The organism is Streptosporangium jomthongense, from assembly GCF_042650425.1.
GTDB lineage: Bacteria > Actinomycetota > Actinomycetes > Streptosporangiales > Streptosporangiaceae > Streptosporangium.
In genome coordinates, this window is sequence record NZ_JBHSBC010000046.1 from 62,417 (window position 1) to 75,237 (window position 12,821).

At 70.9% G+C, this 12,821-nt stretch carries 13 protein-coding genes; 6 read left to right on the plus strand and 7 right to left on the minus strand.

Annotation, left to right across the window (positions count from 1 at the left end):
* Nucleotides 1–7: 7 nt before the first annotated feature.
* Nucleotides 8–1,270, plus strand: coding sequence for a M28 family metallopeptidase (locus ACFOYY_RS35290; RefSeq protein WP_386195523.1), 1,263 nt, complete (start codon nt 8–10; stop codon nt 1,268–1,270).
* Here the strand turns inward: ACFOYY_RS35290 and ACFOYY_RS35295 are convergent.
* Complete coding sequence (locus tag ACFOYY_RS35295) at nt 1,156–1,923, minus strand: DUF2306 domain-containing protein (protein WP_386195524.1); 768 nt, start codon at nt 1,921–1,923, stop codon at nt 1,156–1,158. The genes ACFOYY_RS35290 and ACFOYY_RS35295 overlap by 115 nt on opposite strands.
* A gap of 164 nt (nt 1,924–2,087) precedes the next feature.
* Between ACFOYY_RS35295 and ACFOYY_RS35300 the strand changes: the two genes are divergently transcribed.
* Together ACFOYY_RS35300 and ACFOYY_RS35305 are read left to right on the plus strand one after the other, a co-directional pair.
* A complete protein-coding gene (locus ACFOYY_RS35300; RefSeq protein ID WP_386195526.1) occupies nt 2,088–3,227 on the plus strand; it encodes a sensor histidine kinase in 1,140 nt (379 codons plus the stop codon).
* Entirely contained in the window at nt 3,224–3,880 is a 657-nt protein-coding gene (locus ACFOYY_RS35305) for a response regulator transcription factor (RefSeq protein WP_362913543.1), read from the plus strand. The genes ACFOYY_RS35300 and ACFOYY_RS35305 overlap by 4 nt, the downstream gene beginning before the upstream one ends.
* 51 nt (nt 3,881–3,931) lie before the next feature.
* On the opposite strand, the gene ACFOYY_RS35310 is transcribed toward ACFOYY_RS35305, so the two are convergent.
* The 3 genes from ACFOYY_RS35310 to ACFOYY_RS35320 form a co-directional block, all read right to left on the minus strand.
* The gene (locus ACFOYY_RS35310) at nt 3,932–4,303 is read right to left on the minus strand and encodes a YciI family protein (RefSeq protein WP_386195529.1); all 372 of its coding nucleotides are present in this window, start codon (nt 4,301–4,303) and stop codon (nt 3,932–3,934) included.
* Between the two features lie 98 nt (nt 4,304–4,401).
* On the minus strand, nt 4,402–5,190 hold the full coding sequence (locus ACFOYY_RS35315) for an SDR family oxidoreductase (RefSeq protein ID WP_352014442.1): 789 nt from the start codon (nt 5,188–5,190) through the stop codon (nt 4,402–4,404).
* A 185-nt stretch (nt 5,191–5,375) separates the two neighbouring features.
* Complete coding sequence (locus ACFOYY_RS35320) at nt 5,376–5,744, minus strand: YciI family protein (RefSeq protein WP_386195531.1); 369 nt, start codon at nt 5,742–5,744, stop codon at nt 5,376–5,378.
* A 202-nt stretch (nt 5,745–5,946) separates the two neighbouring features.
* Here ACFOYY_RS35320 and ACFOYY_RS35325 point away from each other — a divergent pair, with 202 nt between their 5' ends.
* Both ACFOYY_RS35325 and ACFOYY_RS35330 read left to right on the plus strand, forming a co-directional pair.
* Complete coding sequence (locus ACFOYY_RS35325) at nt 5,947–7,479, plus strand: MFS transporter (protein ID WP_386195533.1); 1,533 nt, start codon at nt 5,947–5,949, stop codon at nt 7,477–7,479.
* A 223-nt stretch (nt 7,480–7,702) separates the two neighbouring features.
* On the plus strand, nt 7,703–8,479 hold the full coding sequence (locus ACFOYY_RS35330; protein WP_352014445.1) for a DUF2306 domain-containing protein: 777 nt from the start codon (nt 7,703–7,705) through the stop codon (nt 8,477–8,479).
* Nucleotides 8,480–8,595: 116 nt separating this feature from the next.
* Here the strand turns inward: ACFOYY_RS35330 and ACFOYY_RS35335 are convergent, their stop codons facing one another.
* From ACFOYY_RS35335 to ACFOYY_RS35345, 3 genes are all read right to left on the minus strand, one after another.
* Nucleotides 8,596–8,937, minus strand: coding sequence for a VOC family protein (locus ACFOYY_RS35335; protein ID WP_352014446.1), 342 nt, complete (start codon nt 8,935–8,937; stop codon nt 8,596–8,598).
* A 132-nt stretch (nt 8,938–9,069) separates the two neighbouring features.
* Entirely contained in the window at nt 9,070–9,990 is a 921-nt protein-coding gene (locus tag ACFOYY_RS35340; RefSeq protein WP_362780270.1) for a TIGR03619 family F420-dependent LLM class oxidoreductase, read from the minus strand.
* Nucleotides 9,991–10,014: 24 nt separating this feature from the next.
* Nucleotides 10,015–11,331 carry an extracellular solute-binding protein gene (locus tag ACFOYY_RS35345; protein WP_352014448.1) on the minus strand — a complete coding sequence of 439 codons (1,317 nt, stop codon included), beginning with the start codon at nt 11,329–11,331 and terminating at the stop codon, nt 10,015–10,017.
* A gap of 277 nt (nt 11,332–11,608) precedes the next feature.
* Here ACFOYY_RS35345 and ACFOYY_RS35350 point away from each other — a divergent pair, with 277 nt between their 5' ends.
* Nucleotides 11,609–12,790, plus strand: coding sequence for an acyl-CoA dehydrogenase family protein (locus tag ACFOYY_RS35350; RefSeq protein ID WP_352014449.1), 1,182 nt, complete (start codon nt 11,609–11,611; stop codon nt 12,788–12,790).
* Nucleotides 12,791–12,821 lie beyond the last annotated feature (31 nt).

Consider the following 12,821-nt stretch of genomic DNA (forward strand, 5'->3'; position numbering starts at 1 on the left):
GCGGGCCATGACGGCTGACCGGTTACCGGACGGGTGGCGACGGCGGACCTGTGACGAGGTGATCCGCGCCTACGCAGGAATCGCCCGGCTTCCCACCTCGCCCGGGGAGAAGCGGGTGGCCGCCGCGCTCGCGGAACGGCTGCGCGGCCTCGGCTACCGGGCCGGTGTCGAGTCGGTGCGCGCGACGAGCTCCTACGCGCTGCCGATCGGCCTGCTCAGCGCCGCCGGACTCGCCGCGGGGCTCCTCTCCCGGTACGGCACGCGGCCCTCCCCGCACGGCGGCGGCTCGTACGGCGGCGCGCGGAGGGCTGCGGCCCGCTGGGGCGCCGCGGTGGTCGCGGCGGCGGCGTCGGCGGCCATCGCCGACGACGTCGCGGGAGGCGCCCGCTGGTTCCGCCGGGTGGCGCTCCCCCACCGGCGCGCCCACAACGTCGTGGCGTACGGCGGCGACCCGACGGCGAACCGGACAGTGGTCGTCCTCGCCCACCACGACGCCGCCCCGTCGGGAGTGATCTTCGACCAGCGGGTGCTCCGCTGGGTCGCCCGCCACTTCCCCGCCGTCATCGCCGCCGCCAAGGAGAACCCGCCGACCTGGTGGCCGGTCATCCTGGGCCCGGCCCTGGTCGCCGTGGGCGCCGCGAGCGGCGACCGCAGGCTCGGAGGCCTGGGAACGGTGATCACGGCGGCCAATCTGGCGTTCCTGGCCGACATCGGCCGCAGGCCCGCCGTACCGGGGGCCAACGACAACCTCTCCGGGGTGGCCGCGCTGGTCTGCGTCGCGCGGGCGCTCCAGCGGGACCCGGTCTCCGGGCTGCGGGTCGTCCTGCTGTCCGCCGGTGCCGAGGAGGCCCTGCAGGAGGGCATCCGCGGGTTCGCCCGCAGGCACTTCCCCGATCTCGGCTCCGGCACCTGCTTCGTCAACCTCGAAAGCGTCGGCTCGGGCAGGCTCGCCCTCCTCGAAGGTGAGGGACCCGTGCTGATGCGCGACTATCCCGAGCCGTTCCGCCGGTTCGTCGCGGAGTGCGCGCGCGACATCGGGGTGCCGCTCCTACGGGGACTGCGTTCGCGCAACAGCACCGACAGCGAGGTCCCCCGGCGGCACGGGTACCCCGTCGCCACGATCGTCTCGCTCGACCACGACAAGCTCATCACCCACTACCACCTCGACTCCGACGTCCCCGACAACGTCGACCTGGACAGCGTGGTCTCCGCCGCCGAACTGGCCGAGGCCGTCATCCGCAGACTGGCCCGCGAGGAACCGGCCCCCTGACGAACGTCCCGGCGTCCGCGGCTCCGCCGCAGCAGGACCTCGGCGAACAGCAGGTTCGGCACCCAGCTCAGGAAGGAGTCGGCCAGGTAGGAGCGGTCGAAGGCGGTGACCTCGTCCACGCCGAACGCGGTCTGGAGCGGAACGAGGACGAGCGGCCACGCCCTGAGCATCACCGCGGCGTACGTCAGCGCGAACGCCCGTGTCGCCCAGCGGCGGTGCGCGGCGACGTCACCGCGCCTGATCGCCCGGTAGGCCGCGACGGCGAAGGTCGTCCACAGTACGGCCAGCGTCCCGAAGCCCGCCGTTCCCACCGGACCGGCCATGTTGGCCGGAGCCATCACCAGCCCCGCCACCCCGGCCACGATCATGGCGACGATCACGACCCGCCCGCAGAGCCGGTGAAACCCGGGAAAGCGGGTGCGCAGCCGTACGACGAACTGGGTGGGTGAGACCAGCAGCGCCAGGCCGCCGAAGCAGATGTGCACGTACAGGGCCGCCTGCGCCCAGCCCGGCTGATCGACGTAGGTGGCCGCGATCCCGACGTCGCTCCGCGCGAGGTGCCGCAGCGTGTCCGTCAGGTACGGCAGCGGCGCGTACACCGCGATTCCCACCGCGGTGAGGACGACCCACCACAGTCCGACTGTTCTTCTCATGAACGCCCCCATCGTCGATCGACCGTCCGTAACGGCCTTCCAAGGCCGTCCACAACGTAGGGTCCTCGGGGCGCGGCGGTCGCCCCTCTTCCTGGTGAGGGCGCCTCCCTCATCCGAGGGAGAGCGGTTGACCCACCTGCCCGGGTTCGGGGAAAGATGGGGCCATGCGTTTGACCGGCGGCTTCCGCCGTACCCGGCCCGCCGGGGCCGACCGCTGGCTGGCGGGAGCCCTGACCGCCGGGTCCGCCGTCGCGAGCCTGCTGGCCGCCGCGGGGCCGCCCTACCGGGAGGCCGACCTCCCCGGGCTCGTCCTGGTCACGGCCGCCTCGCTGGCCCTGCTGTGGCGGCAGGTCTTCCCGCTGCCGGTGGTCGCCGTCGTCTCGGCGCTGCTGATCGTCAACGAGGCGGCGGGATACGCGGTGACCGTCGTGCAGTGGCCCGCCTGGATCGCCCTGTTCACCTGCTTCTCCCTGTACCGCGACTGGCCGCGCAGGCTGGTGGCCGCCCTGTCCGGCGGGCTGGCGGTCCTCGGGTACGTGGTGTTCGACCGTGGCCAGGTGAGCCTGCTCGAACTGTCGGGGATCACCATGTGCTTCCTGATCTCGACCATCGGGGGTGACGCCGCGCTGAGCCGCCGCGCGTACGCCGCGGCGGCCGAGGCGCGGGCCGTGAGCGAGGCGCGGGAGCGGGTGGCGCTCGCCGAACGGGTCCTGCTCCAGGAACGCGCCCGGCTGGCCGGGGAACTGCACGACGCCCTCGGCCACGCGGTCAACGTGATGGTCATGCAGGCCGGGGTCGGCAGGCGGGTCTTCGCGGAGAACCCGGACTTCGGCCACGAGGCGCTCGGGCACATCGAGACCCTCGGCCGGGGCGCGCTCGACGAACTCGACCGTCTGTTACGCGTCCTCGACCCGGCCGCCGACCTCACCGACCTCCCCGAACTCCCCGACCTGGCCGTCCTCGCCGCACGGGCCCGCGCCGCCGGGCGGGAGGTCGAACTCAACACCGGCGAGGTCGAGCTCCCGGCCAGCGGGGCGCGGGCGGTCTACCGGATCACCCAGGAGGCGGTGACCAACGCGCTGCGGCACACCTCCCGCGGACGTATCCGGATCGACCTGACGCAGACCGGGGACCGGGTGCTGCTTGAGGTGACCAACGAGGGGGACGACTTCCCCGAGCCGGTGCCGGGACGCGGCCTGGTCAACATGCGGGAACGGGCCCGGCTTGAGGGCGGCGACCTGGAGGCGGGCCCCGTCGCGGGCGGCTTCGGCGTCCGGGTGGTCCTGCCGGTGGCGCGGCCATGATCAAGGTGTTCCTCGCCGACGACGACGCGCTGGTCAGGGGTGGTCTGCGAGCCCTGCTCGGCGCCGAGAAGGACATCGTCGTCGTGGGAGAGGCGGCCAACGGGACGCAGGCCGTACACGGGGTCAGGGCGAGCAGGCCGGACGTCGTGCTGATGGACGTGCGGATGCCCGGCCACGACGGGGTCCGCGCCACCCGGGAGATCACCTCCTGGCCCCGGCCGAGGCCCCGGGTGCTGGTGCTCACCACCTTCGACCTCGACGAGATCGTGGACGACGCCATCGCGGCGGGGGCCGACGGCTTCCTGCTCAAACGGGCGACCCCGGAGCAGGTGGTCGAGGGCATCCGCACGGTCGCGGGCGGGGACGCGCTCGTCGCGCCCTCGGTGACCCGCAGGCTGCTTGAGACGCTCGCCGCCCGGCGCGGCACCGGCGGCCGGGACGCCGCCCTCGCGGCTCAGCTGACCGAACGCGAGGCCGACGTACTGCGCGCCCTCGCCGAGGGCCTGTCGAACATCGAGATCGCCCGGTCGATGCACGTCTCCCTGGAGACCGTGAAGACCCACATCAAACACATCCTGTACAAACTACGCGTACGCGACCGCACCCAGGCGGTCGTCTGGGCCTACCGCACCGGCTTCGCCGACAGAAGGTGAGCCCGTTCCCACCCGCCCCGAGCCGGGTGGGAACGGGTCACGGGAAGGTGCTCAGAGGTTGGCGCCGGCGGAGAACAGGATCGGGCGGACCTCGACGGCCAGGCCGTCGATCTTCGCGTCCGGGATCAGCGCGGCGACCTCGTAGGCGCGGTCCTTGCTCTCGCACTCGACGATGTAGTAACCGCCGATGCCCAGCTCACTCACCACGGCCGGGCCTTCCTTGACGACGGTGGTGCCGTCGGCGACGCTGACCACCGCGCTGTTGGACGTGTCACCGAGCGCGTGCGTCGAGACGAACTCCCCGGACTCCTTGATCGTCTCCTGGAAGGTGCCGTGACCGCTCATGATCTCGTTGAGTTCGGCCTCGGACAGCTTCTCCATGACCGCGGGGCTGGTGTGCATGATCAGCATGAACTTCGACATATGAATCGCTCCTCCGATTGGGCTTTCGATGTCTTCCATAGAGAGGTCGGAGCCGGGAGCGGGGTTTTGACATCCCGGCGCCGACGAGTTCGGGAGGGTCAGCTGTGGTACTCGCCACCGTTGACGTCGAGGCAGTGCCCGGTGATCGCACGGGCCATGTCGGAGGCCAGGAAGATCACCGCGTCGGCCACCTCCTCGGGCTCCTGGAGCCTGCGGCGGTCGATCGAGCTCGTCATCTCGTCGTAGACCGTCGTCGGGGGGACACCGCGGGCGGTGGCGATCTCCTCGACGAACGCCTTCACCGTGTCGATCAGGATCGGCCCCGGGGCGACGCTGTTGACGCGCACCCCCTGCGGGCCGAGTTCGGTGGAGAGCATCTGGGCGAGCGCGAGCAGCCCGGCCTTGGCCATCTTGTAGGAGCCGCAGCGCTCGATGGAGTGCCGCAGGACCGAGGAGTTGACCATCACGACGGAGCCCCGGTTCTCGACCAGCGTCGGCGCGAGCAGCCTGACCAGCCGCAACGCCGCGTAGACGTTGATCTCGAACCCCTCGCGGACCTCGTCGAGGCCGACCTCGACCATCGTCAGGTGCCGCGGCGCGGCGAAGGCGTTGTGGATGAGCGTGTCCACCCGCCCGTAGGTCTCAAGCGCCGCCAGCACCAGGCTCTCGGTCTCCGCCTCGTCGGTCAGGTCGGCCGGTACGACCAGCGCCCGGCGGCCGAGTTGCTTGACCTCGTCGGCCACCACCTCAAGGCGGGACGCGGTGCGCGCGGCCAGCACCAGGTCCGCTCCCGCGCGGGCGCACCGTACGGCCAGCTCCCGCCCGAGGCCGGGGCCGACTCCGGCGACCAGGACCACCTTTCCCGGCAGCAGTTCAGGGACGTTCACGGTTCCACCTCCGGTCGAGGACCCGGGAAACGGGCCTTTCCTCGATGTTCGCGATTCCTTTCCCGGCCACGGGACCGGGTTCTCCCGGCCTCGCGTCCAAGATTTCCGACCCCCGTGAAAAGACCTCCCGCCGAAGCGGAAACACGCCTTTCCCGATGCTCTGACGCGGTGCGGAAAGGCGTTTCTCAGACACCCACGCCCACCGAGAAGGCGATCGGCCGGACCTCTATGCCCAGTCCCTCGATTCCCGTGTCCGGGATCATCGCGGCGATGGCGTGCGCGCGTTCCCTGCTCTCGCACTCCACGACGTAGCAGCCGACGAGGTGGTCGGCGCGTTCGGCGTGCAGGCCACCGGTGACCCAGGTCAGTCCGTCACGGACCTGGACGACGGCGCCGTGCGAGAGGTCCCCGAGCGTGATCCTGCCGAGGAGTTCCCCGCTGGCGCCGATCTCCTCGACGAACCGGTGACGGCCCTCGTGCACGTCGGCGCGGACCCGTTCCGGCAGGCCGTTCCAGACGCCGGGGTTCTCGTAGATCGCCAGCAGGTACTTCACGTCTTCGCTCCTAGCGTTCGCGCCGGTTCCGTAGACATGTCGGAGCGGACGTCCCGTTCTTGTCATCCAGCCGCGGAACCCGGCGAATCTCTCGAAGGAGGGCGTCGAGATCCTCGAACCGGCTCCGATCTGTCCATGAGGGGTGCCTTCGGCACCGTCCTCACCAACCGCCATCCGACCGGACGAGGAGTGACAAGCCCCCATGCATGACGAGACGACGAAGGAGGCACCGCCCAGGGCCGGACGCAGGGAGTGGACCGGGCTCGCGGTGCTGGCCCTGCCCACCCTGCTGGTCGCGCTGGACATCGGTGTCCTGTTCCTCGCGGTGCCCCACCTCAGCGCCGACCTGGGGACCAGCAGTGTCGAACAGCTGTGGATCGCCGACGTGTACGGCTTCCTCCTGGCCGGGTTCCTCATCACCATGGGCACCCTCGGCGACCGCGTCGGCCGCAGGAGACTGCTGCTCATCGGCGGTGCCGCCTTCGGCCTGGCCTCCATACTGGCCGCCTACTCCGGCAGCCCCGGCATGCTCATCGCCGCCCGCGCCCTGCTCGGCGTCGCGGGCGCGACCCTCATGCCCTCGACCCTGGCCCTGATCAGCAACATGTTCGCCGACGCCGGGCAGCGTGGCCTGGCCATCTCGCTGTGGGCCGCCTGCCAGTTCGGCGGCGCCGCGCTCGGCCCCGTCATCGGCGGCGTCCTGCTCGAACACTTCTGGTGGGGTTCGGTCTTCCTGCTCGGCGTCCCCGTCATGGCGCTGCTGCTGGTGCTGGCGCCGCTCCTGCTGCCCGAGTACCGCAACCCGGACGCCGGGCGCCTCGACCTCGTCAGCGTCGCCCTGTCGCTGGCGACCGTGCTGCCCCTGGTCTACGGGGTCAAGGAGCTGGCCGTCGGCGACGGCACCGCGCCCGCCGTACCCCTCGCCGCGCTCGCCACCGGCCTGCTCCTCGGGTTCGTCTTCGTACGGCGCCAGCTCAGCCTTGAGCGTCCCCTGCTCGACCTGCGGCTGTTCGCCGAACGCTCCTTCGGCGTCGTCCTGGTGACGATGCTGCTCGGCGGCGCGATGATCGCCGGGACGGGGCTGCTGGTCAGCCAGTACCTCCAGTCGGTGCTCGGCCTGTCCCCGGCGACGGCGGCCCTGTGGTACGCGCCCATGGGCCTGGCGCTGGCCGCGGGAGCCGTGCTCTCACCCGCCCTGGTCCGCAGGATGCGGCCGGGCACGGCCATCGCGGGCGGCCTGGCGCTGTCCGCCGCCGGGTTCGCGCTCGTCGCCCTGACCGGCGGCTCCGGTGGCCCCGGCGGGCTGGCCCTGGCCGTCCTCGGCATCGCGGTCATCGCGCTCGGCGACGGCCCGCTGGTCTCGCTGGGGACGGGCCTGGTCGTCGGCTCCGTGCCGCCAGGGCGGGCGGGTTCGGCCGCCTCGATCTCCGAGACCAGCCTGCACTTCGGCGGAACGCTCGGCATGGCCCTCATGGGCACGGTCGGCGCCGCCGTCTACCGCTCGCACATCGCGGGCGCGCTGCCCGCCGGGCTCGGTGACCAGGCGGGACAGGCCGGGGAGACCCTCGCCGGGGCCGTCTCGGTGGCCTCGGGGCTGCCCGCGGAACCCGCGGCCCGGTTGCTGGCCGTCTCGCGGGAGGCCTTCACCGCCGGGCTCAACACCGTCGGCGCCATCGGCGTCGTCGTCTTCGTCTGCCTGGCCGCCCTCACGGCGGCCACCCTGCGCCGCCCCTGACCCGGAAATCGACCTGTTTCCTGAGAACACAACTCCGCATTTTCAGAGAAACGCCGTCCCGATCCCGGTGGGACCATCGAGGCGCGACATTCCCACGCCGTGTTCGAACGCCGATGAGGCGTTTTTCGGCGCGCATTCGTGAACGGCCTCGGAGGGATTCACGCCCCGGCCGAAAAACGCCGTCCGCGTCCCCCGCCGAGATCTTCCAGAGAGGGAGTCGACTGTGACGCAATCACCGGAGAAGGCATTCGACGTCCGCGACGCGCCGGACGAGATGGCCGAGCTCGACCGGAGGCTGACCGAACGGGCGAGGCGGATCTCGCCCAGGCCCCGGTGGTGGCGAAGGCCGTGGATGATCCCGCTGGTCATCCTGGTCGGGGTGTTCCTGACCTACATCTGGGGTCCCTACATCAGGCTGGACCCGCGCACCGCGACCGTGCACCTGGTCCAGAGCATCCCCCTGCACTACGTGCTGGTCGTCACCCACATCGTGACCGCCAGCGTCGCGATGGCCACGGCCTGCCTGCAGGTGTGGCCGTTGGTCCGCAGACGGTACCCGGCCGTGCACCGGATCAGCGGGCGGCTGTTCGTCTTCGCGGGCGCCGTCCCCACCTCGATCGTCGCCATCGTCCTGATGCGCATCCGCAACGACCGCGACGGCGGCGTACAACCCGGCAGCTCGGGCCTGTACATCACGGCCGCCCTGTGGCTGGTCATCACGCTCGTCGGCTACCGGATGGGACGCAAGCACCGGTGGGCCGAACACCGCCGCTGGATGACCTACAGCTTCGCGCTGTCGCTGACGAACATCTACAGCAGGCCCATCGCGATCTACGTGTCGAGCATCCCCGGCGCCAACATGAACCTGTGCTTCGAGCTGATCGGCTGGCTGCCGTTCATCGTGCATCTCGGCATCGCCCAGTGGTGGCTCGACCGGACCTCCGGGCTGCCGTGGGGAGGCCGTCGCAGACCCAGGCGCGCCGTACCGTCACAGAGCTGAGCCGTCGTAAAGCCGAGCCGTCACGGAGCCGGAGCCATCATCGCGCCGGGCCTCCGCCGGCGGGACCTCGGGCCGGGCGCGCATGGCCCGCCCGCCCGAGGTCCACGTCCGCCGCGTTACTTCTGCTGCATGATCTGGACGTAGTTGCCGTCGGGGTCGACCAGCGTGCCGATCCACCCGTGGTCGTTCTCGCTCAGCTCGGACAGCCACGTCACCCCCAGCCCGTTGAGCCGCTCGGCGGTCTCCACGGCGTTCTCGACGTTGAAGTTGAGAATGTGCCTGCCGGGTTCTGAGTTCTTCTCCGCGACGTCTTCACGCTGGTCGCAGAACAGGGCGACGTCGCCGAAGAACAGGGCGGGGCCCTCGGTCCTGGGGTTGAACGCCTGGACGTACCACTCGCGAAGCCGCTCGGCGTCAGCCGTACCCAGCAGAATGCCGGCGAAGCTCTGTGCGGACATGTCTCCTCCTCAGTGCGGCCCCCTGTGGGCCCCTCTACCTGTGGGTCGGAGCCGTGGACCGATCCTTGACATCCGGCGCGGAAAAAACCGGGCCCCGGGAAGAACGCCCCGGAACCCGGTCAGGAGAACGGCTTAGAAGCCGGCGTCCGTCACCGCCTCGAACACCTCAAGGGCCCGGTCGAGCAGTTCCTCCCCGCCCTTCGCCGAGGGCACCAGGTCGAGCAGGATCTCGGTCGCCCCGGCCTCCGCCAACGCCGCCACGTCCTCGACCACCTGCCCGATCGACCCCTGGAACGGCCTGCGCCCGGCGGGGGCGGGCGTCTCGGACAGCACGACGGCGGCCCTGGGGACGAGCTCCAGCGCGGCGGCGTCCCTGCCGTGTTCCACGGCCCGCTGCCTGATCCTGTCCCACAGCTCGGCGACCACGGGCGCGGGCAGCCCCGAGGGAAGCCACCCGTCGGCCTTGCGGGCGGCCCGCTCCACGGCCCTGACGGAACGGCCGCCCAGCAGCACCGGGATCCGCCCGGCCGGTTTCGGGGCGACCAGGGCGCCCTCGACGCTGAGCCGTGAGTCCCGGTGCGAGACCGGATCACGCCCCCAGAAGGCGCGGCAGGCGTCGAGGGTCTCGTCGAGGGTACGGCCCCGCGCCGCGAAGTCGGCCTCCATCCCCCGGTACTCGTCGGAGGACCAGCCGCTGCCGAACCCGGCGACCACCCGCCCCCCGCTGGCCCGGTCCAGCGTCGCCAGCGCCCGCGCCAGGTGCAGCGAACGGTACAGCGGTGCCACCAGGACGCCGGTGCCGAGCCGTACGGTGTCGGTCACCGCGGCGGCGAGGGTGAGGACGGTCAGCGCGTCCGCGCACTCCCGGTAGTGGTCGATCCACGGCAGCCCCGGCACGCCGTTCATGCCCTCGGCCGGTTCGAGCGGGAAGAGCACCCGTTCGTAGACCCAGAGGCTGGAGTAACCGGCGCTCTCCGCTCCCCTCGCGATCCTCGCGACGTCGAAGCGCAGGTCGAAGCCGCTGCTCTGCGGCAGTCCCAAGCCGAACCTCACGGTGTTCCCTCCGGTCGTCAGAAGTCAGTGCACGCGGTAGCTGCCGGGGTCCCTGCCCGGTCCCCGGTGCGCGTTGTAGTCGTCGATGAGCCGCTGCCCCTCGGCGTTGGCCTGGGCGAAACGGGCGACCGGGTCGGCGCCGGACAGCAGCACGTCGTGCATGGCGTAGGTCATCACGTCCTGGAGTCTGGGCAGCTCCCCCACCAGGGCGCCCAGTGCCGCGGGCGAGTCGTCCGAGCCTTCGAGCTGGTCGACGGCCACCTTCCGGTGCGGGTTCTCCTCGAACCAGCCCTGCTCCTGGAGGAGTTCGACCGCGGAGTAGGTGATCGGCATGTAGTTGGTGCGCCGGTGCCTGTCGATCGCGTTGGCCGGGTTGTTGAGGTACTGCAGAAAGGCCAGCGCGCCGTCCCTGACCTCCTCGTCGAGGCCGTCGGCCAGGAAGATCCCGTCCCCGCCGAGCACGTTGCCCACGTAGGGCACGTCGTCGTTGTACGGCAGGCGGCTCGCCCTGACGACGAACCCCCGGTCCTTTCCGACCTGCACCAGCCGGGGCGCGTCGACCGAGGAGGTGAACATGAAGGCCACCTGCTGTTCGGCGAACACCCCGAAGCTGCCGACCCAGTCCATCCGGGTGCCGGTGTAGTGGTAGTGGCCGTCCCGGTGCAGGCGCCGCCACCAGTCGACGAAGGCCATCATCTCCTCGGAGTCGAGGTGGGCGGTGTCGGCGACGCCCGCCCTGCCGTTGTCCCGGTTGACGAGGTGGCCGCCCTGCGCGGCGACGGCCTGCATGAACATCCAGCCGTGGTTGCACCAGGTGATCGCGTGCGCGGGCGGGTCGGGCAGCTTGGCCAGAGCCCGGCAGGCGGCGTCGATCCCCGCCCAGGTCCGCGGCACCTCGGTGATGCCCGCCGCCTCAAGGAGCGTCATGTTGGCGTACAGCAGGGTCGTCGAGGACAGCGGGGACAGGCCGGTGCGCCCGTCGGGGGCGGTGAAGTAGTGGCGGGCGTGGGAGAGCACGTCGTGGTCGACGACCGGCTCCCCGAGGATCTCCGTACGGCCTCCGATGGCGTCGGCGACCGAGGTGTACAGCGGTGAGCCGTCGTTGCGCACCATGTCGAAGGCGACCTGGCTCGACGTCGAGTAGTACTGGCCAAGAGTGGGGATGACGCCCCGTTCGACCGCGCGGGCGATCTCCAGGGGCATCCGCACGTAGTCGTGCTCGTGCAGCCTGACCTCGTAGCCGGGGTGCGCCTCGTTGAAGCCTCTGATCGCGTCCCTGGTGCTGTCCAGGAAACGCGGGGTCTTGTAGTAGTGCAGCCACGCGTCGATGACGATCCTCATCCGGCGTGCTCCCTCATCTCTGGGTGGTCCCTTGGCGGATGATTCCGCGCGCGACCCCGTGGCAGAGGTTTTCCCGGGATGGCCGGAATCGCGGGGAAAACAAACTCGAAGCCAATGATGCGGGCCGTTCCCCGAAAAGGCATCTTCCTGGTTGCGGCGTTTGTTCTCTCATGCGAACGGTGTGGGAGGTGGGCAATCAGGGAGATGCGTCACGGTGAATGCGACTGTCAGGGTCAACGTGCACCGAAACCTGCCGCATTTTTCCCGAGGAGGACCGATGGAAATCACCGAGGCGCCGTCGAGGGAGGAGCTCGTCCGCCGGGCGTCCGAACTGGTGCCCCTGCTCCAGAAGAACGCCCTGTGGGCCGAGGAGAACAGGCGTCTGCCCGAGGAGTCGATCGAGGCGCTGACCGAGGCGGGCATCCTGAAGATGCGCGTCCCCACCAGGTACGGCGGCTACGAGTCCGACATGGGCACCGTGGTCGAGGTGCTCGCCGAACTGGCCAGGGGGGACGGCTCGCACTCCTGGACCGTCGCGGTCTGGGCGATCAGCACCTGGATGGTCGGGCTGTTCCCCGACGAGGTGCAGGACGAGGTCTTCTCGACCCCCGACGTCCGGGTCAGCGGCATCCTGAGCCCGACGGCGGTCGCCGTACCCGTCGAGGACGGTGTGGTGCTCAACGGCAAGTGGTCGTTCAACACCGGCTCGCAGCAGAGCCACTGGAACACCAACGCCGCGGTCCTGGCCACCGCCGACGGCGGCTACGAACCGATCATGGTCGCGATCCCGCTGCCCGACCTGCGGATCATCGACGACTGGCACACCTCGGGGTTGCGCGGCTCGGGCAGCGTCACCACCGTCGCCCATGACCTGTTCATCCCGCAGGAGCGGGTGCTGGCCATGGGGCCGGTGCTCCAGGGCCGGATCTCCTCGAAGCTGAACGCCGACTCCCCGATCTTCCGCGCGCCGTTCATGCCGACCGCCTGCACCACCGTCGGCGCCACGGCGCTGGGCCTGGCCAGGGCCGCCAGGGACGCCTTCTTCGAGCGCCTGCCCGGCCGGAAGATCAGCTACACGAACTACGACAGCCAGAAGGACGCCCCGCTCACCCACCTCCAGGTCGCCGAGGCCGTCACGAAGATCGACGAGGCCGAGTTCCACGCCTTCCGCGCGGCCCGCCTGGTGGACACCAAGGGGCCGACCGGCGAGCCGTGGACGCTTGAGGAGCGGGCCCGTGTCCGGCTCGACCTGGGGGCGGTCTGCCGGCGGGCCAAGGAGGCGGTGGACATCCTCAACACCGCCAGCGGCGGCTCCTCCGTCTACACCTCGGTCCCGATCCAGCGCATCGAGCGTGACGTGCAGACCCTCAACCTGCACGCCATCATGCACCCCAACACCAACCTCGAACTGTACGGCCGGGTCCTGTGCGGCCTTGAGCCCAACACGGTCTACCTCTGAACCGCCGAAGGGGTCCTCACGGGAGATCTCC

Excerpts from the sequence above, each read along its gene's own strand:
- ACFOYY_RS35290 (WP_386195523.1), top strand. The coding sequence starts at position 8 with ATGACGGCTGACCGGTTACCGGACGGGTGGCGACGGCGGACCTGTGAC.
- ACFOYY_RS35305 (WP_362913543.1), top strand. The coding sequence starts at position 3,224 with ATGATCAAGGTGTTCCTCGCCGACGACGACGCGCTGGTCAGGGGTGGT.
- ACFOYY_RS35295 (WP_386195524.1), bottom strand. The coding sequence starts at position 1,923 with ATGAGAAGAACAGTCGGACTGTGGTGGGTCGTCCTCACCGCGGTGGGA.
- ACFOYY_RS35300 (WP_386195526.1), top strand. The coding sequence starts at position 2,088 with ATGCGTTTGACCGGCGGCTTCCGCCGTACCCGGCCCGCCGGGGCCGAC.
- ACFOYY_RS35335 (WP_352014446.1), bottom strand. The coding sequence starts at position 8,937 with ATGTCCGCACAGAGCTTCGCCGGCATTCTGCTGGGTACGGCTGACGCC.
- ACFOYY_RS35350 (WP_352014449.1), top strand. The coding sequence starts at position 11,609 with ATGGAAATCACCGAGGCGCCGTCGAGGGAGGAGCTCGTCCGCCGGGCG.
- ACFOYY_RS35310 (WP_386195529.1), bottom strand. The coding sequence starts at position 4,303 with ATGTCGAAGTTCATGCTGATCATGCACACCAGCCCCGCGGTCATGGAG.
- ACFOYY_RS35345 (WP_352014448.1), bottom strand. The coding sequence starts at position 11,331 with ATGAGGATCGTCATCGACGCGTGGCTGCACTACTACAAGACCCCGCGT.
- ACFOYY_RS35325 (WP_386195533.1), top strand. The coding sequence starts at position 5,947 with ATGCATGACGAGACGACGAAGGAGGCACCGCCCAGGGCCGGACGCAGG.